Raw genomic sequence first — 18,786 nt, 5'->3', positions numbered from 1 at the left:
CTTTCATTCATGTTTGGGCAGCAGAAGCAGGCGGCCGCGCGTCGCTATCGGTCCTACCGGGAAGGGGTGACTTTGATTTCGCCTAAGTCGTGGGTGCCAGACTCAACGGGGATGTAGTTGGGAAGGCCTTGGTAATGGACCTCTTGTTCTTCGTCTCGGCAAGAGAGGAAATACTTCTGTCCAACCACCAAGTCTGTCAGAGTAAACTTTCCTTGTTCATTGGTTGTCGTTGAATCACCCCAGGCCGGTGTAAACCGTTGCGAGCCATCGCGATAGACCGGACGATATCGACTTACCGTCACGCCGGCCAATGGCTCGACGGTAATGGTGATCGGTTTGTCGGCCGTAGGCGGATCACGATAAGCGACCGTGAAGATGCCTAGCCGATCGGCTTGCTGGTCGTCGGCTAAAATCCGGGCAATTCGCAGCTTTCGTTCCTCGAATTCACAGCGGAACTGGCCCTCTTGGTCGGTTGTTGCGTGAGCGGAGTGGTCGTAGCCTTGCACGGTAACAGCGACACTCTCGACCCCATTCCCATCTTGGTCGATCACCTTGCCGACAATCGTTGCCAACTTCTCGTCCGGCCGAGTTTGGGCCGATACTGACGAAGTCCAAACCAACATAAACACGCACAAGCAAGCTGCTAGTCGCATGAGACAATCCTTTCCAGACATGACCCAATCCAGCCTGAAACCATTAGCTAACTACCGTTCGATACCCGGCAGTATAGGCGGGTCCGATCCCCCATGCGAGTATTTTTAGCGAACTCTTTCCTACTAGGCCGCGCGATGCAACAGACCGATCCAAGATCGTGGATCGGAACGAGAAACGGCCAGGGCAATTTAAGAAATGAGCATACCTAAGCCGCAGAACTGGGGTTTCCTTACCGCTTGCCTCTGTTGACTAAAGTTCGACCGTCCAACTGCCTGACAACGATCTGGCCGCACCGCCCCATGAAACGACCGTTTGAGGCCGACAAGTGTGCTGCTGCCAGAGCCGTGAAAGGGGGTATGAGTAGGCCATTAGTAGACTTAGGCCGCAGTCGTGGCGGTTTTAGCATTAAATTCCATCTGCTGTGTGACTCACCAAGTACCACTTGAATTCGCCTGCCAATGCAATATTTTCCACTGGTGTTTTAACACTTTCAATTCGTCCGTTTCGCTCGCTGTTTTTGTTTGGAGCGTGACGGGCTGTGGCTGATGGTCGCTTGGCACTTTACGCAGGCAGTCTCGGATCAAGAAGAGGGAAGCGGAAAATTCGTCGAACGAAGGTGATTCGTCCTAGTTTGCTTGGCTTTTCGGGTTTGAACCGAAACCTGTTCCTACATGCGGAGTTAAAACCACCCTGAAAACTCCTCAATTACTATCGCCGCTGCTGTTCTGTATGGTCCTCGCCTCGGTTGTTGTGGGTAAGGAAGTCGAGAAACCGACGGGAACGTTTGCCAGCCAAATCACGCCTCGGGCCGTGCAAAATAAGCAGATGCAGGGGGGCTTGGTGCGCGTTACCTGGTCAGAGATCGAACCGAAGCCAGGGCGGTTCGATTTCGCCGCGATCGAACGACAGATACGGTTGCTCGAGCCAGAGATGAACTGGACGCTGGCTATTCACGGCGGTTGGACTTCGAAGCAACAGCAGGAGAGAGCTCCCCGGGGTAGGCGACGGACGCTATCGCTTTCTCCTGAGTGGTTAGTTTCCGATCTGCACGTCAAAACGTTTTCGATGAACTTTCGTGGCAACCCGGTGCAGATGCCCAAGTATTGGGACCCGGTGGTGCAAACTAGGCTGAAAGAAATGTTGCAGGCAATAGGCAAGAAATACGCATCGGACCAACGGTTGAAACTCGTTTTCGTTCCACAGATGACGAGCAACGGCTTGGAAGGGCACTTCAACGGCGTCCCAGCCGAATCACTGCTACAAGCCGCCGGCATCAATCATCGTGGACAAACTGCAGAAAAGATGTTCGGCGATCTCTGGGTAAAAGCTTCCGCCGAAACCACCCAAAGCGTACTGGAAGCCTTTCCCGACAAAGCGGTCGCGTTTGAAGTGCACGAACTGTTTCGTAGTACCGAGATTCCGGCACGTACTATTGCCGAGTTTCAAAAGCCAGAGTACCAAAACCGAGTTGGTATCGGCATATGGTGGATCTCGGGTAAGACGGATTATCAGGGGAACCTGATCGCTCTATTGAAAAATTACGATGGCGACCTGTACGGTCAGGTCATCGGCCGCTCCGACCAGAAACATCGCTTCCCAAAAGGCGACTACACCGCCGTCTTCAAGCAGGTGGAAGAACTTGGTATGCGGTACATCGAACCGTGGAACTATGAATTCGAGAACCACACTTACGACAAGGCTCTCGAAAAGTTTAATGCTTTGACCGAAGCAAAATACGCGAACTGATTCCGCATCGCTTGAAAACTTGTGATTGCTTCGCACAGAAAGAGGCTAGGCGGTGGCCCTGCGTTTCATTCGGTTACTCCCACAGGTCCTACGAAATAATATCGTTAACAACGCGTCCGGCCACGTCTGTAAGGCGAAAGTCGCGTCCCTGGACGCGATGGGTAAGCCTAGTGTGATCAAGACCAAACAAGTGCAACACGGTAGCGTGAAGATCATGGACGTGAACCGGGTCCCTCTCTACGTTCCAACCAATGTCATCCGAGGCGCCATAAGTAAAGCCTGGCTTCACACCTCCGCCGGACATGAGAATGGTAAATGCCCCTGGGTGATGGTCACGGCCTGTTACCTTTTTGTACCCAGGTCGGTTCTCACCCAACGGTGTTCGCCCGAATTCCGATCCGATGATTACCAGCGTATCGTCGAGAAGGCCTCGCTGCTTCAGGTCTTTGATAAGTGCCGCAATCGGCTGATCCGCCATCAAACTGTTATGCGCCAGTTCTGGTTCCAATCGCGAATGATGGTCCCACGACGAGTGAATGATGTTGACCACTCGCACACCACGTTCCACTAAACGTCGTGCCATCAGGCAGTCGTAGGCGAAATCCCGAAATAGGCCCTTTCCTCCTCGATTGCTCTTAATGTCAGGCTCAGTCCGATTGAAACCGTACATATCAAGCGTCGCTTGCGTCTCGCTGGAAAGATCTGTTAGTTCCGGCGCAGAGGACTGCAGTCGGAATCCAAGCTCGTAGGCCTTGATTCGGCTAATAAGCTCGGTGTCGCCTGTCTCCTCAATCCTTTGGCGATTCAATGCGTTGATAAAATTAATCGATGAGCGTTGAATTTCTTGCGTGATACCCTTGGGGTTTTGGATATTGTTTACAGTTTGACCTTCTCGGCCGAATAGCACGCCAGAGAACGAAGAGGGCAAGAACCCGCTAGACCAACTCGAAGATCCTCCAGGAATTCCCCTTCCTGTCGTCGCCAACGAAACGTAGGCAGGTAGGTTTTGCGATTCGCTACCTAGTCCATAGCATAGCCAAGAGCCCATGCTTGGACGTCCGGCGATCGCCGATCCGCAGTTCATCAACAGTTGCGCCGGGACATGATTAAACTGATCGGTGTGTACCGAACGAATCATACAGAGTTCATCGGCACAAGTTGCCAAATTGGGAAGTAGATCAGAGAAGTCCATACCGCACTCGCCGTGCTTAGTGAACTTGCGCGGCGTTCCCATGATGCGTGCAGTATCCTTTTGCAGGAATGCAAACTGCATGTTTTCTAGCATCGAATCAGGCAGTGGTTGGCCATCCAATTTGTTCAGGGTGGGCTTCGGATCGTAAAGATCCATCTGACTAGGACCACCCTCGAGATAAATATAGATGCAATTCTTAGCTCGAGCCGGAAAGTGCGATTTTCGCACGACCAAGGGATCGACATTCTCCTCGGCCGCTGCACAAGAGGTGATCCCGTCGGTGCCAAGCAAATTCGATAATGTTATTGCCCCCATGCCCCACAACGAATTGAATAGGAAATTGCGTCGCGACGTCTGACTGGCTGCCTGCAATGCTTGTTCGTTCATGCTGATTGTAAGTTCCAATTCTTTCGCTATTCGCGCGTGATAAATTCGTCCAGGTTCATCAGGCTTCGTACGAAAAGAACCTGAGCAGCTTGCTGTGTGAGCGACAAATCAGACCTCACCTCTCCAGAAATATCGTTCAACGCCGATGGCTCGATATCCTGTAGAGATTTGACCAACTCTCGATAGAACTCCTGGGATACTTCTAGCTCTTGACTGGTCGGGTTTCGCGAGAGGGTGCGCTGAAACATTTCTGTGATCCACTGTTGTTTCGAAGTGGATTTCGATGAACCGACCAGCTGCCCTAGCGTTTGGGCACACTCATAAAAGACGGGATCATTCAATAAGGTGAGGGACTGAAGAGGCGAATTCGAAATCTCGCGAGAAGCACAAGCCGAGGTAGAGTCGGGACTGTCGAACGTGGAAAGCATCGGGAAGGGGGTAGCCCTACGAAACAGTATGTACATTCCTCGACGGTACTTTTGGCTGCCGCTGCTGATATCCCAATCCTGATTTCGACTGATCGAGGTAAGGCGTTTGTTCATCGGCGGTCGAATGCCGGGTCCACCAATCTCTTTACTGATCAAGTCGCTAGTAGAAAGTGCTAGATCACGAACGATTTCCGCTTCCAGACGATAGCGAAATTGCCGTCCGAGCAGACGATTTTCTGGATCGACTTGCTTTAATTGGTCGGTCTGGCGAGAGCTTTGCCGGTAGGTGGACGATAGAACAATCGTCTTGATCAGCGACTTTCGATGCCAACGCTTCTCTTGAAGTTCGATCGCCAACCAATCCAACAGTTGAGGATGGGAAGGGGGTTCGCCCGCGATGCCAAGGTTGTCCTCGGTGCGAAACAGCCCCTCCAGAAATAAATGCTGCCAAAGATGATTTACCGCAGTTCGCGCGGTAAGTGGGTGATCGGGACGAAATAACCAATGAGCCAGGTCCAAACGGTCTCCGTTTTGGTCACGTGATTCTAAAGAGGGAAGAAACCCAGGCGTTGTAGGTTGAACCTGGACGGTCGGTTGCCGGAAGTCTCCGCGATAATGAATGAATGTCTTGCGCGGCTTACGGCGTTCCTCCATCGCAGGCGCCACGATTTGCTTGGGAGCCGGTCGCTTCTTGGTGAGTTCTTCGTACTTACTCAAAAGCGATCGCGTATCATCCGGAAGATCTGCCAGCCAATGTTCGAGCGATTCCTTGTCTTCTTCACTTCGGCGTTTAACGGGTTGGGCCAAGACTTCCAAATGTTGATCGACCAAAGCTTTTTCTGTGGGATTCAGCGAACCACCGTCGAGATGGACTTTCGAGATAATCTCTTCGATCTTTTCTTCTCGCTGCTTAGCTTCTTGGGAATCTTCGGCAACATGATCGTGATAGCCGAGCACGACCTTGTCGGCCTCGAGATTGTTGAAGAACGCGTATAGCTGATAAAATTCCTGATGCGTGATAGGGTCATATTTATGGGTATGGCATTCGGCACAACCGACTGTCATACCCATCCAGATCGTTCCGAACGTACTGAGCCGATCGACCGTTCGCACAACACGATCGGCTTCTTTATCGACACCAGCTTCGGTGTTCTCCATGGCGTTGCGGTGGAAGCCGGTAGCGATACGTTGGGAAGTCGTCGGATTTTCTAACAGGTCTCCTGCGACTTGTTCTATCGTAAACTGATCGTAAGGCATGTCGTCGTTGATGGCGTCGATTACCCAGTCTCGGTATCGCCACGCATCAGGCCGCAACTCATCCCCCAAGTAGCCGTTGCTGTCGGCATACCGGGCCAGGTCCAGCCAGTGTCGCCCCCAACGTTCGCCGAAATGCTCAGACGCGAGGAGTTCGTCGACGATCTTCTCGTACGCCTTTTCGGTTGGATCGTTTGCAAAACGTTGGACGACTGCATACGTCGGTGGGAGACCGTTCAAATCTAGATACAGACGACGCACAAGAACTTCGGGCGAGGCCTCCGGACTAGGTGACAGACCGCCCTCTTCGAGTTTCGACAAAACAAACGAATCGATTTCGTTACGTAGCCAGGCACCGTTTTCAACTCGCGGTGGTTCTGGTTTTTGGATCGATTGAAATGCCCAATGCACGGAATAACCTGCTCCGCTCTCGATCCATCGCCGAAGAACTTCCTTCTCTTCGGCCTTCAAGGATTTACCTGTCCCGGGTGGAGGCATTTGCAGGAATTCGTCATTCGAGACAACGCGGTCAATTAATTCGCTTTCTTCGGCATTGCCCGGAACGATAGCCGTACTGCCGCTGTCGAGTTCCTGGATAGCGTGATCGCGGATATCGAGACGAAGTCCCCCCTCGCGTACACTTTCATCCGGCCCATGACAGGCGAAGCAATGCTGGGAGAGAATTGGAAGAACATCATTCGCAAAGTCCGGCGTCTCCTCGGCACACACGGAATGCGCAGAAAGAATCAGAATCGGAACAATTACAGCTCGAAGATCCATGAGGGCGGTAATTCTGCAAAATCGCATGAGGTTCAAGAACAAGGTCGCCAAGGTTAAGTCCAGCGACGAATTTCAGGCGGGCTACACCTATAGGTCGTTTTGACCAGCGCCTACTTCATGGCAAAAACACCGCATTTTTGTCGAACGAACGGTAAGGATAGGAACGGGCATGTGCCGTCGCGTACCTCCTAAAAACACGGCAACACCTTTGACAGTAGTAACTTAAAGAACGTCGATGAAAGGTGAAGGAAACTGCACACGCGGACAGACTAGAAAAAAATAAAAAAAACTGCGGATTGTGCCGTGAACCTGATGAGATCCCGACGACTTAGGGGTAACGAATGCCTGTTTATTTTTTCTCTTCCTTCGCCGAAGTGCTCGGCACCCTGACTCTATTCCATCTTTCATTACTATTCTCGAGGAGTAACTTATGTTGCGCTTCCATCCTCTCCGCCCACGTGGTTTCACCCTGGTTGAGCTACTTGTTGTGATCGCCATTATTGGCGTATTGATCGCACTACTACTTCCCGCAGTGCAGCAGGCCCGCGAAGCAGCCCGGCGGATGTCTTGCAGTAACAACCTGAAACAACTTGGATTGGGACTGCACAATTACCACGATACTTACCAATCGTTTCCTATCGGCTCGAGGCACGCGGTCGGTACTCTTGCCAATCCTGGTTTTGGTGTTTCTTGGTGGCTGGGATTATTGGCCTTTATCGAACAAGGTAATCTGTCCGACCAATTAACGGTTGATGGAAATCACCCTGGCAGTCTTTCTAGCGGTGGGGGTGGTGCCTACGACGGACATGCCGTGAATGGCCCAATCGTTAATGATAATGAAATCAGCGCGATGATCTGTCCTTCGAGTCCCCTGCAGGCCGTTCGAAGCTCGGGTTATTCCCACACGATTACCTGTCCGCAGTACACCGGCATCTCGGGTGCTGCCAACGATTCGCTGGGCTTTAACCTGAATCCAGCCAACCGGGAATGGGAAGGCTACCAAAGTGGGATCGTTTCCCTAGGGGGTATGCTGACTCCTCTTGAATCGGTCAAGATGCGTGATGCTACCGATGGCCTGACCAATACCATCATTGTTGGCGAACAATCGGACTTCGTTGTCGATACCAATGGAAACAAAACTGCCACCATCAACAATCATCAAGGGTTCATGTGTGGCATCAACAAAACATCGTTTGGCTTTACGGAACGGACCTTCAACACCACCACCATTATGTATCCGATCAATGGAGCAACCCTGAGCCTAACAGGCGTAAAGAACAACGATGGAACCAACAATGGGATCTTTGCAGCTCACCCAGGCGGGGCCCAAGTTGCTATCAGTGATGGATCGGTTCGCTTTTTGAGCGAGAACTTAGAGCTGCGAACGCTCAAGCTCCTGGCGACACGCGATGATGGCCAAGTGCTAGGCGAATTCTAGTCGTTGACCAGAAAATGCTACACTCGGAGTCAGTACACGCAAATTTATGTCTGACTCTGAGACATCCATATTCCTTTGTTGAATGTTTTCCTAATGCCACGCTTTACTTTGCTCGCAACTCGCCACATTTCTACTTGCTTGCTTGGACTTGTCGTCGTACTTGTTGTGATAAAGAACCAAGTAGAAGCAGTTGATCCAACATCTGCCGGGGTGCCCGATTCGTCGGTTGGTCAGCGATACGTTGAAACAGAATTTGTCAGCTCATTCGACAAGACCAAGCAGCCCTTGCGTTATGCGTTACCCCTGACTAGTCAAACTGGAAAACGGCCTGTCTTAGTCTTCTTACACTCATGGAGTAGCACTTATCATTTACATAAAAAGGATTGGCTTAACGCTGCTCTGGATCGCGGTTGGATTTTCATCGAGCCTAATTTCCGCGGTCCCAATAATCATCCCCAGGCGTGTGGTTCGGCGGCCGCGCGCGCCGATGTCTTAGATTCGGTCGACTTCGCCATCACACAATTGAATGCCGACACCAGCCGAATCTACCTCGCGGGTGCTTCGGGCGGTGGTCACATGACCATGCTGATGGCAGGGCGTCATCCGGAACGATTTACCGCAGCCTCTGCATGGGTAGGAATCAGCGACTTGGGTCAATGGTATCAAGATCATTCCCCCAACGGAAATCCCCAGAACTATGCCAAGATGATTGTCAAATGTTGTGGCGGGGCTCCCGGCGACAGTCGAACGGTTGACAACGAGTACTTGCAGCGATCTCCCATTCACTGGATCACGCAGTTGGGTGATTTACCATTGGACATCGCAGCCGGAGTTCACGATGGCCAGACAGGCTCGGTGCCTTTTCAGCATTCAGTACGACTCTATAACGAAATTGCCAAGAGCCAGAACGCCGAGGTCGTAAGCAACCTAGAAATGCAGCAATTATGGGATCAGGCAAAACTCTCGAATCCCCAACCGCTGGACACGGCAAAGGATTCAACTTATGGACGAGATATCAAGCTGCGTAGGAAGACAGACAATGCCCGCCTGACCATCTTCGACGGAGGTCATGAAGGTCTTGCCGAAGCGGCTTGTGCTTGGCTGGACAATCATCGACGGCCAACACGAAAATCGTCTGTCGACGAATGACCCATTTATGTATTCAAGAAGTCAACACTTACCTATTGCCCTTCATCTCATCCGCTTCTTTAGGTGATTTAGTGTCATGAAATCAAATCGCTTCGTCTCTTATTTTCTGATTGCTACGACCTGTTGCTTACTCTTAGGATGTACCCGAGCGCATAATCTTCCTGGAGAAACAGGAACAGTAGAAGGACGCGTCCTTTACGGTTCTGGAACCATTCCGGAAGGTTCGTCAATCGTAATGCTTCACAAAAGAACGGGAATCCCCGCTGTGGGGATCACCGATTCGACCGGCAAGTTCACAATGACCATGCGTGATGGTCCGGACGTTCTCGTCGGTGACTATGTCGTCAACATCCGTCCTCCTGGAGAGATTGATGATGATGTGTTGAAGATCACGCCAGAGACAGTGCCCCCGGAATGGAATATGGTACCACGAAAATATTGGAATCCGATGACTAGTAACGAAACGTATTCCGTAAGCTCTGGTTCCAATGTTTATGAGTTCACCCTAAGTGAGTAACAGAACGTTGGGTACGGTGATTACAGAGTATTGACCGACGTTGTCGACACGCGATCGGAGAGTTGCCATGTCCGAGCTTGATTTGTCGGCGACAAAGGATGCTGATGGATTGAATCGAAAAGTAGAAGAATTGAACGATGACCCTGAAGCCCGTGAGATGGAGTTGCGCCAGGAATTTGATCAGATGCTGCAATCTACTCGCGAAAAACTCATGCTCTATCTGGTCGCGCTGGTGAGTAATGTCGCTGATGCCGAAGACCTTTGTCAGCGAATTAGCCTAGTGATGTGGCAAAAGTACTCTGAATACGATCGCGACCGCAGTTTCCTATCGTGGGCATGTGGTATTGCACGACTTGAGGCCTATAACTTTCGCCGGGCACGCGTGGCGGATCGCATGCTTTCGCGAAACGATTTATCAGAACTCTTAGCGATCACGCTCGAGAAATTCGATCAAGACCCTTCCCAGCAACGGTTGGCGGCCCTGCGGAATTGCCTGCAAGCGCTGCCCGAGCGAGAGCAATCGTTCATTCGTCAGATTTACTGGGAAGGTCGTTCCTTCGATTCGATTGCGAAAACGCTTGGCTGCTCGGTCCGCACGTTTTACAACCGGATGTACTTGCTAAGGCGTCGCCTGTCCAAGTGTGTCGCACAACGTTTAAAAGCTGAGTAATTTCCACTTCCCATTGAGTCCCAAAGGCTTGCCCAAAGTGAGGGCGTTATGAGCGAATCTGAACATCAACGTGTTTCATCGTTATTCGAGGCGAGTCTCGCTGGCACGTTGACTCCACAGCAAAAAGCAGATCTGGAAAGTGCCCTCGCTGAATCGGAGGCACTCCGCATCGCCTATTTACAAGCCATGAGTGTACACCTCGATTTGGACCAACTGAGTCGCTCGGATGATGACATATTAGAAACGGTTCAGGCTTCGGCTTCGGCTTCGCGATCTATCCTGGCATCTGGCAATGGCAAGGGGTGGCGGAATAGGCTCTTCCTGGCAGGCTTAGCGGCAAGCATTCTTGCCCTGCTCTCGATCGGATCTATCTTGTTCGTGACAGCATCTCAGGATCCATTAGCAGTTGCTCCACAGCGAAATCATGAGGATCATTCTCCGGTGATTGTTGAGGTAGCCAACGCAAGTCTCTTCGGCCAAGGAGGCGACCCAAGTCCCGGTCAGAAGGTGACCATTGGTAAAAAATATGTCCTCACCCAAGGATACCTAAGTCTTCAATTTCAATCCGGTGCCCGTGCTGTCATTCAGGCTCCAAGTGTATTCACAGCCAAGGGAACCGAATCATTGCTCGTGCGGTCTGGGAAATGTTCGGTATACGCTCCTCCCGGAGCTGAGGGATTTGAACTGCTTAGTCCTTCTGCGGAGATTATCGACCTGGGAACACGCTTCGTGGTGAACATCGCAGAAACCGGTGAAACACATCTAGCGGTGATCGAGGGAGAAGCCACAATGTCGACCCTTGAGCCGGGCACACGCCCAATCATGCATCTTCGCAGCGGTGATACCGCACAGGTTGATCCTGGTTTACCTCCACGCCGCTTAGAGGATCCTCTTTACTCGCATTCCTACATGGACCGGCTACCAGACCGTGTCATCCGTTATGAAGCAACTATGAGCGACTCATACGCGGACGAATTGGTTAGCCTTACCGTTCAGCGAAACGGAGTCACCAGCACGATCGAACGAGATGCGTTGATCCCAGCTCGCGTTGTTCATTTTGAATCGGGAAAGAACGTAGCAACCTTTTGTACCCGAATGGGCGACTCACTTCCGGAGGGCGAAGATCGTCTGAAGTTACTGCACGGCGACTTTAGTCTGGTGACGGGAATTATCAACCCGATCGCCCATTCGACTCATGAAGTCCCAATGCGTGTGGAATTCGACGAACCGATCGTAAATGCACCTGGACCAGATATCGTCATCTTCGATTTGCAGCTTCTGGTATACGATCCCAATGGAGATAAACTGATCTTACGATCCGGCGACGAACGTACCAACAAGCGCACTCTAACCGTCGAGCAGTTCGATATCGGATTAAATTCTCCGTTCGCGCTGGACTTATTTCCACACTGCACCTATCGCTCGCAGGAAGTAACACGTTCCGTGGACGATCTGAAGAACAATCAATTCATGCACGGACGCCAAGTCAACATTGACGCGCGTGCATTAGCCGTTTCCATTGACTTGAGTGACCTAGGCTACGACGAAGGTGAGTCCTTGAGAAAACTCGAGTTCCTTGAAGCAACCGGCGGAATCGATCCCGTGCTAATTGTCGGTCTGCGTCCCTAAGGGTGAGCACAAATTAAGAATCTGTAAGGCTAGAGAGCCCTGACTGCCTGCTGGCGAACCATTAGCCTGAAAACATGTTTAGTACAAAGTAATGAACAGTAATTGGGCCTCAGCTTATTATTTCGAATCTTACCGAGATCTACCTCACAGTGGGACCAGAATGCGATAGAAGATCGAAATGTGACCGAAAGCGAATTGAAACAGCCTTGCCGGGGAAAAATCTCACGCTAAGTGTTTAAATAGAAAGTGATCGGCCGCTGAACAACGTGTCGGTATATTATCGCCCCCTCAATCAAACGAACGCGTGGAAACGCATTTCGATGATCAAACATGTTCCGGACGGAAATTACCACGCGTTTATCCGTGCCAAGGAACTCGACCCCAAATTCGATTTCCAATATTACCTCGAAGCGCGACATGACTCCGGAGGCGAGTTCTGGCCCAACTGGCAGATTGAAACGCCTTATGTTGTTGTGCCGGTCGTATCTCCGTAGTCCAACGAGAAAACTTTTCCGCAGGTTTCATAGTTTCGTGCGTCTGCGTTACGCCAACTGCTTTGTCAAACGAACCGTATTCGCGAAAGCTATAAGATGGCCACTACTTAAGCCCGAATGGCTCCGATGAGTGACATTCGGATCGGATCACTCAAATAACCTGGCCGGCTTTACATGTCAGCAGGGTCTCGTGCCTCTGGCGGTAACGGGACCAGCCGAGACACTCCCATTGTAGATCACTGAGTTGCTCGTCTTCTATCTGCAGTACGCTCCGCTCTTATTACTGGAAAGTCGATTCCCCGACACTGCAGCATTTCGCGAAGCGGTCGTGAAAGAGATTCTCTTGCATTCCAAATATGCGTCGCTGGCCGCTCCTGGTTAAGATAGCGCAACCACTCGTAAATCGACTGGCAAATCAAATCGCTTTTTGTATACAATATACAGCATGAAATCTGCAACGGACCTTCAGCCATTGTCACTTGCTTCGGTGAGCGACATTACGAAACCCCTTCAACGTGGCGGTTTGCGAACGCAAGTCAGCCAGCGTTTGGCCATTGGTATTTTTGCGCGTCACTTCAAAGCTGGCGAGAAACTCACCGTACAGCCACTCGCAGAGCAGTTCGGAGTGAGTCGAACGCCGGTTCGAGAAGCCCTGATGGAGCTGGAATCGCTGGGAATGGTGGAGGTCCTTCCGCATAAAGGAGCATTGGTTCGCGAATTTGGTCCTCAAGAAGCACGGGACCTAATCCAATTTCGGAAAATACTGGAACGTGAAGCGATCCGTTGTGCATGTGGAAAAATACCACGAGAACAACTGGAGCTGATGCACGACGAATTGATACAAGTCATCAGTGAAGCTCCGACCGCGACATCCAGCGAGTCAACTCGAGAGCTCGATATTCGCTTGCATACGATGATTGCTGCATATTGCCAAAATCGACGTTTGCAAGAAGAAATAGCTCGCTGCTGGACAATCTGCAAAGCAATGGCGGATGCTTATTATATCTTGCTGCGTGCTTCGGACCGCTTTGTCCGAATAGAAGAAAACCAGGAACACCTGGTGATCGTCGAAGCCCTTCTTTCCGAGGATTCGGACGCTTCACAAAAAGCAATCGAGTCACACCTGGACACCTTCCTGGAAGACTTCATTCAAAATCACTTCCCGGAAGAAGAAGCCGGTTAAGCGGGCATCTCTTTAGGTAATACGCCTCGTCCCGCTACTGGGCCGCTTGCCTTTTTCATTAGAGTCCTGCGTTCTCCCACCAAATGCCAACCTTGGATTATCGTGGAAATACGATTCGGCCCTCGAGCTTCCATCTGAGAAAACTTATGGAAGGGAATCTTTTTGTTTTTAATGATTTCCAAGAGCTTTCTCTTGCTCATTAGGCCGAGCACTGTTACTGTAATATGCAATATGCAATATTTAAATTGAACTCCAAGGAGCACCATGGTGTTTAAGCAGAACATATCCCGTCGGGCGGTAATTAAAGGCGCAGTAGCTGGTTTTTCTGGGGTCGTGGCCAGCGCGGTTCTGCCGGGAAAACCTTTGTTTGCTGAACAAAACGACACCGCTGCTCAGGCCGACCCCAAGGTTCGGGGACCGTTTCCGATTCTGTCCACTCCGTTCACAGAGTCAGGAGAGGTCGATTACGATGTCTTGGCTAAGCAGGCCAAGTTCGTTGCTTGGGGTGGCTGCCCAGGGATGATCTGGCCCCAGTCAGGAGATAGCGTCGATCTGCTGACTATGGACGAGAAGAAGAAGGGGATGGAGGTGTTGGCCGAAACTGCCCGAAGTCTGCCTACTTCGCTATGCCTCGGCGTCCAGGGGAAGGATACCGCAGAGATGCTCGAATTTGCCGAGCATGCTGAAAAGTTGGCGCCCGAGGCGATAATCTCTCGACCGCCTGACTCTGGGAAAACGGAAGACGATTTGCGTCAATATTGGAACGCCTTGGCGGAAGTGGCCAAGCGTCCGGTGATTCTCCAGACAACCGGTGGTGTTGCCTACAAAGGGCCACTTCCTTCGCCGCAACTGATGATTGATTTGGCTAAGGAGCATCCGCACTTTGGCTATATCAAGGAAGAGGCCGGCGATGTGTTAGGGCGAATGCGGGCCTCGCTTGCCGAGATGCCTCCGGTTCGTCGTGTGTTTAGTGCGCGTGGCGGGCTTCATTGGCTCAAAGAATCGGACCTCGGCTCGGAAGGTGTGATTACAGAACGCGCTGCCTATGCGGACGTTCTCACCCAAATCTGGGAACTACAGCAAAGTGGTGAAGATTCGGAGACTTTGAAGGACATATTTAATAAGTTCATTCAAATGGTCAAAGTGAAGCCTGGTAGTCTTCGCGGTGCCAACTTGTACATCTGGAAGAAGCGAGGCGTATTTAAAAACTTAGTGTCGCGCAATTACGGGCCAGGCAAGTCAACTCCTACCACACCCAAAATCTCAGAACTCAAGCTTAGCGATGAACAGGTTGCAGCAGCTGAAAAGCACTTCGAGGCTCTACATCCTTACCTCAAAGAAGTGACGCCTGATCTTTCCTAGCCGGTGGTGTCGTCGTTAAGAAAACAAGTCCTTTTCGAATCTCGCCAGCATAAAACTCCTCAAAGTGATCGACCATGAATCGACCTACCCGTCGCAAGTTTTTGAAGCAGGTGGCTGCCGGCGGCGTTGCTGCCTCGATAACGATTTCCGGAACCAAGTCTTCCGGCCAAGTCCTCGGAGCCAATGATCGGGTTCGTGTTGCCGTGGCCGGAATCAACGGTCGTGGAAAAATCCATATGGCTGTCTTCGGGGGAATGAAGGATGTTGAGGTCACCCACCTCGTCGATCCCGACAGTCGTCTTTTCAAATCGCGAAGCGCGTTAGTAGAGCAACAGACAGGAAAAAAGCCGCATTGCGTGCAAGACATCCGCGAGGCACTTGATGATGCGAGCTTAGACGCGGTCTCAATCGCGACGCCCAATCACTGGCATGCCCTGATGACCATTTGGGCATGTCAGGCAGGCAAAGACGTTTACGTCGAGAAGCCTTGTAGCCACACCATCGTGGAAGGCCGCCGCATGGTGGAAGCGGCCCAAAAGTACAACCGTATCGTGCAGCACGGTACGCAGTGGCGTTCCGATCCCAAGTGGCAGGCCTACACAACCGACATCCGCGAAGGCAAGTACGGCAAGTTGCAGACGGCCAACATTCAAATCTTTCGTCCTCGAACGAGCATCGGATTCAAGGCTGCGGTCCCGCCGCCCCGCGAGTTGGACTACGACCTGTGGACTGGGCCGGCCCCGATGAAGCCTTTTCGGACAAATTTGGTTCACTATCAGTGGCATTGGATGTGGGACTATGGTGCCGGTGAGATCGGCAATCTTGGTGCTCACGAATTTGAGATGGCACGTTGGGCGATGCCCGAGAACGCCGACCCGAAGTCCGTTGTTAGTCTTGGCGGTCGCTTCGGATACGAAGACCAGGCCGAAACCCCTAATACACAGCTAACGCTTTACGATTTCGGTGACGCCAAGTTGGTTTGCCAACAACGGGGACTGCACTTCGACAAGCCGCTGAGAATGGGCATTGATTTTCACACCGACGAAGGGACGATCAAAGATGGAAAATTCTACCCTCGCGGAAAGAAAACCGGGGAAGTGATCGAGGGAGCCCCTCTAAGCGGACTTCCCGAAAATTACGCCCGCGCTCACTTTCAAAACTTCGTCGATTGTGTCCGTAGCCGCAAAAGCGAAGACCTGGCCTCGGACATGTTGGATGGGCATCGTACAGGTGTGGTGGCTCACCTGGGCAATATTTCTTATCGCCTGGGCGAGAAGACTTCATTCAACAACTCACCTAAAGGTCTATCCGAAAACCAGATAGCTGCGGAATCGTTCGACGAGATGAAGCGCCATCTGGTCGACGCAGCCGGCATAAATTTATCGAACGCCACGTATCAACTTGGTCCGACGTTGCAGTTCAACCCCCAGACCGAACAGTTCCACGACTCGCCCGAAGCGAATCAACTGCTTGCCAGACCTTCGCGCAGTGGTTTCGAGTTGCCGAATGTCAACAGTTAGCACATTTCATTGTGTGTAAAAGCACAAATTACTCAGCTCTTACTAATTTGATTCTCATCCTTCCATTTAACTTTTCTGGATCGTAAAAGGAAATCACCATGTTGAACGTTCATTCGAGCAAATCACGAGGGTTTACACTCGTCGAATTGCTGGTCGTGATTGCGATTATTGGAGTTCTTATCGCGCTGCTTTTGCCGGCCGTTCAACAGGCTCGCGAAGCCGCCCGACGGATGCAATGCCAGAACAATCTGAAGCAGTTGGGTTTAGCCCTCCACAATCATCACGATACCTATGGGAACTTTCCAACGTTCACCGCCGGGAGTATCAACATTAGCTATGTCGTGCACCTGTTGCCTTTCATTGAGCAGGACAACCTTTACGATCTCTTCCCACGCGATGCCTCGGGTAACTTGCAGATCACGTCGTCTAACGACGTGCGTGCCACTAATCGCATCGATGCGCTGCTGTGCCCAAGCGGCACCATTCAGAATTCGACCTACAGCGGACAAAGTGATCGATACACCAATCATTACTATGGTGTGCTAGGTCCCAAAGGTGAAAACGTGCAGACGGGGGACGACTACGAATTGGATACCCTCGGCGGTCAAGGTGGTGCATCGCTTCAGGGTTTCTTTCAATGGCAGAAAGAAATGCGATTCGCTGATATTACCGATGGCACAAGCAACACGTTGGCCATTGGCGAAATTAGCTGGAAGGATGCTGGCTGTCATCGCCCGTGGACCCGTGGTGGTGAAACACAGAGTGGTGGCGTGCATTCCGCTTCTGCCAAAAATGTTTTCAACGCGATCAATGCGGTCGGCTATGTCTCGGCCAGTACAAACTGGAATGATGCCAGTTTCGGCAGCGAGCATCCAGGTGTCGCACAGTTTCTGCTGGGTGACGGTTCCGTCCGCAGTGTATCGGAAAGTGTCGCGATGACCGTCTATCGGGCGATGGCGAGCCGCAATGGCGGCGAGACGGTCACCTCCGAATAACCCGCTTTCGATACCCTGGCTGCGATTTAACTTTACGAAAGACTGGACGATGGTGGAAACCAATTCGCTTGAGCCCGCTTCTCATCGTGTGGGCCGAGCGTGCTCCTCGATAATTGCCACATTCGGAATCCTGGCAACGTTCGCTTTGTGCGTGGGTTGCAGCGGGGGGGATGGCACCGCACGAAATCGTGTCTCGGGTACGGTGACGCTCGATGGGCAACCGATTCCCAATGGCATGATCACCTTTGAACCCGATTTCAATAAAGGCCACACCGGCCCGCAGGGAATCGCAAGGATCCGTGACGGCCGTTTTGATACCAACACCGAAGGGGGACGAGGCATCATTGGTGGGCCGCATCGGGTCCGAATTGAAGGCTACCGTGGTGAGGTAGTCGATCCTGAATCAGCCGACCCGTCGGAGTCGAGTAGCATCGAGGTGCTGGTGGATAACTACAAAACCGAGGTTGACCTGCCGATGGAAGACGCCACGCATGACTTTGCAATTACGAGCGACGAGTTGCAGCGACCATCTGGAAGATAAGTGGCCTTCTATTATTTCTTCTGACGATGCTCTCTTTATCGAAGCTCAAAGCGAACGTTTTTAGACTTCTTACGGCCTAGCGAATCGCGTGATTGCGGAACAACATGCACAGGCGTTTTGAGAATCGTCGGCTGATTGGCTAACGCATGGCGGAGAAACGCAACCACAACGGGGGGAGTGCGGCCATGCGGCCCTCAAGGCCTTTTCAGCTGAGAGTGACCATGCAGAAGCGTAAATGGCAGGTTAAGTCTTCGGCGAGTTTCGGAGATGCAACCTATTCGCATAAGCGAGTTTATTGCCTTTTATGCTTCCTGTGGACTATAATCCCAAGAGAAGTAGTAGTGAATTCGTCTAACCTGACTTGCATGGTTAAGCGTTGTGATGAGTCGGTGAAGTTTTGGTTCTCCGGCAAAACGACAATTGACGCATAGCGGCACGGCAAAGCAAAATGCAAATACTTTCTGTGAGATAAGTCAGCCTGGCTAGGATAATATTTGTGAAACAGGTTCCCTCAATCCGAAGCATTGCCGCATGGCTTTGCCTGACCGTGATCCTGTTTGGATCTGGTGGGGCTCATGTGCTGCACGCGATTCCTGGATTGGGGCATCACAATCACACTTGCTCCTCGCACGGTCATGTCTCGACGGGCTGCCATGCACATACGCACTCTCAATGTGGGCACGCTCATGAACATCATCAGCACACGCATGAGATCGCTTCGACTCACTCAGTTGGGCATGTCGACTTAGGCAAGAGCCAGTGGACCACTGGGCATGATTGTGCTCTTTGCGAAATCATTGCGGTTTTTCACCAGGGAACGCTACTACTTGATCAGCCGGTTGTTTCC

At 51.6% G+C, this 18,786-nt stretch carries 15 protein-coding genes; 12 read left to right on the top strand and 3 right to left on the bottom strand.

The genetic code is table 11. The annotated features are described in order from the left end of the window. Positions 1–53 precede the first annotated feature (53 nt). On the bottom strand, positions 54–653 hold the full coding sequence (locus HOV93_RS12210) for a carboxypeptidase-like regulatory domain-containing protein (protein ID WP_207396778.1): 600 nt from the start codon (positions 651–653) through the stop codon (positions 54–56). Between the two features lie 730 nt (positions 654–1,383). Between HOV93_RS12210 and HOV93_RS12205 the strand changes: the two genes are divergently transcribed. Next, complete coding sequence (locus tag HOV93_RS12205; protein ID WP_207396777.1) at positions 1,384–2,400, top strand: hypothetical protein; 1,017 nt, start codon at positions 1,384–1,386, stop codon at positions 2,398–2,400. Positions 2,401–2,488: 88 nt separating this feature from the next. On the opposite strand, the gene HOV93_RS12200 is transcribed toward HOV93_RS12205, so the two are convergent. Both HOV93_RS12200 and HOV93_RS12195 read right to left on the bottom strand, forming a co-directional pair. Further along, the gene (locus HOV93_RS12200; RefSeq protein WP_207396776.1) at positions 2,489–3,979 is read right to left on the bottom strand and encodes a DUF1501 domain-containing protein; all 1,491 of its coding nucleotides are present in this window, start codon (positions 3,977–3,979) and stop codon (positions 2,489–2,491) included. 26 nt (positions 3,980–4,005) lie between these two features. Continuing rightward, positions 4,006–6,441 carry a PSD1 and planctomycete cytochrome C domain-containing protein gene (locus tag HOV93_RS12195; RefSeq protein ID WP_207396775.1) on the bottom strand — a complete coding sequence of 812 codons (2,436 nt, stop codon included), beginning with the start codon at positions 6,439–6,441 and terminating at the stop codon, positions 4,006–4,008. A 430-nt stretch (positions 6,442–6,871) separates the two neighbouring features. On the opposite strand from HOV93_RS12195, the gene HOV93_RS12190 reads away from it, so the two are divergent. The 11 genes from HOV93_RS12190 to HOV93_RS12140 all read left to right on the top strand — a co-directional run bounded on the left by HOV93_RS12190 (position 6,872) and on the right by HOV93_RS12140 (position 17,939). Beyond that, on the top strand, positions 6,872–7,879 hold the full coding sequence (locus HOV93_RS12190; RefSeq protein ID WP_207396774.1) for a DUF1559 domain-containing protein: 1,008 nt from the start codon (positions 6,872–6,874) through the stop codon (positions 7,877–7,879). A 93-nt stretch (positions 7,880–7,972) separates the two neighbouring features. Beyond that, positions 7,973–9,028 (top strand): alpha/beta hydrolase family protein, encoded by a 1,056-nt coding sequence (locus HOV93_RS12185; RefSeq protein ID WP_207396773.1) that lies wholly within the window; start codon positions 7,973–7,975, stop codon positions 9,026–9,028. 235 nt (positions 9,029–9,263) lie between these two features. Further along, positions 9,264–9,545: a hypothetical protein gene (locus tag HOV93_RS12180; protein WP_207396772.1), complete on the top strand. Its 282-nt coding sequence runs from the start codon at positions 9,264–9,266 to the stop codon at positions 9,543–9,545. A 67-nt stretch (positions 9,546–9,612) separates the two neighbouring features. Beyond that, a complete protein-coding gene (locus HOV93_RS12175; RefSeq protein ID WP_207396771.1) occupies positions 9,613–10,215 on the top strand; it encodes a sigma-70 family RNA polymerase sigma factor in 603 nt (200 codons plus the stop codon). A gap of 48 nt (positions 10,216–10,263) precedes the next feature. Continuing rightward, positions 10,264–11,844, top strand: coding sequence for a hypothetical protein (locus tag HOV93_RS12170; protein WP_207396770.1), 1,581 nt, complete (start codon positions 10,264–10,266; stop codon positions 11,842–11,844). A gap of 320 nt (positions 11,845–12,164) precedes the next feature. Further along, entirely contained in the window at positions 12,165–12,338 is a 174-nt protein-coding gene (locus HOV93_RS12165) for a hypothetical protein (RefSeq protein WP_207396769.1), read from the top strand. A gap of 445 nt (positions 12,339–12,783) precedes the next feature. Continuing rightward, entirely contained in the window at positions 12,784–13,521 is a 738-nt protein-coding gene (locus HOV93_RS12160) for a GntR family transcriptional regulator (protein ID WP_207396768.1), read from the top strand. 363 nt (positions 13,522–13,884) lie between these two features. Continuing rightward, complete coding sequence (locus tag HOV93_RS12155; protein ID WP_207396767.1) at positions 13,885–14,883, top strand: dihydrodipicolinate synthase family protein; 999 nt, start codon at positions 13,885–13,887, stop codon at positions 14,881–14,883. A gap of 74 nt (positions 14,884–14,957) precedes the next feature. Next, positions 14,958–16,403: a Gfo/Idh/MocA family protein gene (locus HOV93_RS12150; RefSeq protein WP_207396878.1), complete on the top strand. Its 1,446-nt coding sequence runs from the start codon at positions 14,958–14,960 to the stop codon at positions 16,401–16,403. A 98-nt stretch (positions 16,404–16,501) separates the two neighbouring features. Beyond that, positions 16,502–17,398 carry a DUF1559 domain-containing protein gene (locus HOV93_RS12145; protein ID WP_207396766.1) on the top strand — a complete coding sequence of 299 codons (897 nt, stop codon included), beginning with the start codon at positions 16,502–16,504 and terminating at the stop codon, positions 17,396–17,398. A gap of 49 nt (positions 17,399–17,447) precedes the next feature. Beyond that, on the top strand, positions 17,448–17,939 hold the full coding sequence (locus tag HOV93_RS12140) for a hypothetical protein (protein ID WP_207396765.1): 492 nt from the start codon (positions 17,448–17,450) through the stop codon (positions 17,937–17,939). Positions 17,940–18,786 lie beyond the last annotated feature (847 nt).

The sequence above is a fragment of the Bremerella alba genome, assembly GCF_013618625.1.
Lineage (GTDB): Bacteria > Planctomycetota > Planctomycetia > Pirellulales > Pirellulaceae > Bremerella > Bremerella alba.
This window is presented reverse-complemented; position numbering and strand designations above follow the sequence as displayed.

What these genes read in the sequence shown, in the direction of transcription:
- HOV93_RS12210 (WP_207396778.1), bottom strand. Translation starts at nt 653, where the DNA reads ATGCGACTAGCAGCTTGCTTGTGCGTGTTTATGTTGGTTTGGACTTCG.
- HOV93_RS12205 (WP_207396777.1), top strand. Translation starts at nt 1,384, where the DNA reads ATGGTCCTCGCCTCGGTTGTTGTGGGTAAGGAAGTCGAGAAACCGACG.
- HOV93_RS12200 (WP_207396776.1), bottom strand. Translation starts at nt 3,979, where the DNA reads ATGAACGAACAAGCATTGCAGGCAGCCAGTCAGACGTCGCGACGCAAT.
- HOV93_RS12195 (WP_207396775.1), bottom strand. Translation starts at nt 6,441, where the DNA reads ATGGATCTTCGAGCTGTAATTGTTCCGATTCTGATTCTTTCTGCGCAT.
- HOV93_RS12190 (WP_207396774.1), top strand. Translation starts at nt 6,872, where the DNA reads ATGTTGCGCTTCCATCCTCTCCGCCCACGTGGTTTCACCCTGGTTGAG.
- HOV93_RS12185 (WP_207396773.1), top strand. Translation starts at nt 7,973, where the DNA reads ATGCCACGCTTTACTTTGCTCGCAACTCGCCACATTTCTACTTGCTTG.
- HOV93_RS12180 (WP_207396772.1), top strand. Translation starts at nt 9,264, where the DNA reads ATGCTTCACAAAAGAACGGGAATCCCCGCTGTGGGGATCACCGATTCG.
- HOV93_RS12175 (WP_207396771.1), top strand. Translation starts at nt 9,613, where the DNA reads ATGTCCGAGCTTGATTTGTCGGCGACAAAGGATGCTGATGGATTGAAT.
- HOV93_RS12170 (WP_207396770.1), top strand. Translation starts at nt 10,264, where the DNA reads ATGAGCGAATCTGAACATCAACGTGTTTCATCGTTATTCGAGGCGAGT.
- HOV93_RS12165 (WP_207396769.1), top strand. Translation starts at nt 12,165, where the DNA reads ATGATCAAACATGTTCCGGACGGAAATTACCACGCGTTTATCCGTGCC.
- HOV93_RS12160 (WP_207396768.1), top strand. Translation starts at nt 12,784, where the DNA reads ATGAAATCTGCAACGGACCTTCAGCCATTGTCACTTGCTTCGGTGAGC.
- HOV93_RS12150 (WP_207396878.1), top strand. Translation starts at nt 14,958, where the DNA reads ATGAATCGACCTACCCGTCGCAAGTTTTTGAAGCAGGTGGCTGCCGGC.
- HOV93_RS12145 (WP_207396766.1), top strand. Translation starts at nt 16,502, where the DNA reads ATGTTGAACGTTCATTCGAGCAAATCACGAGGGTTTACACTCGTCGAA.
- HOV93_RS12140 (WP_207396765.1), top strand. Translation starts at nt 17,448, where the DNA reads ATGGTGGAAACCAATTCGCTTGAGCCCGCTTCTCATCGTGTGGGCCGA.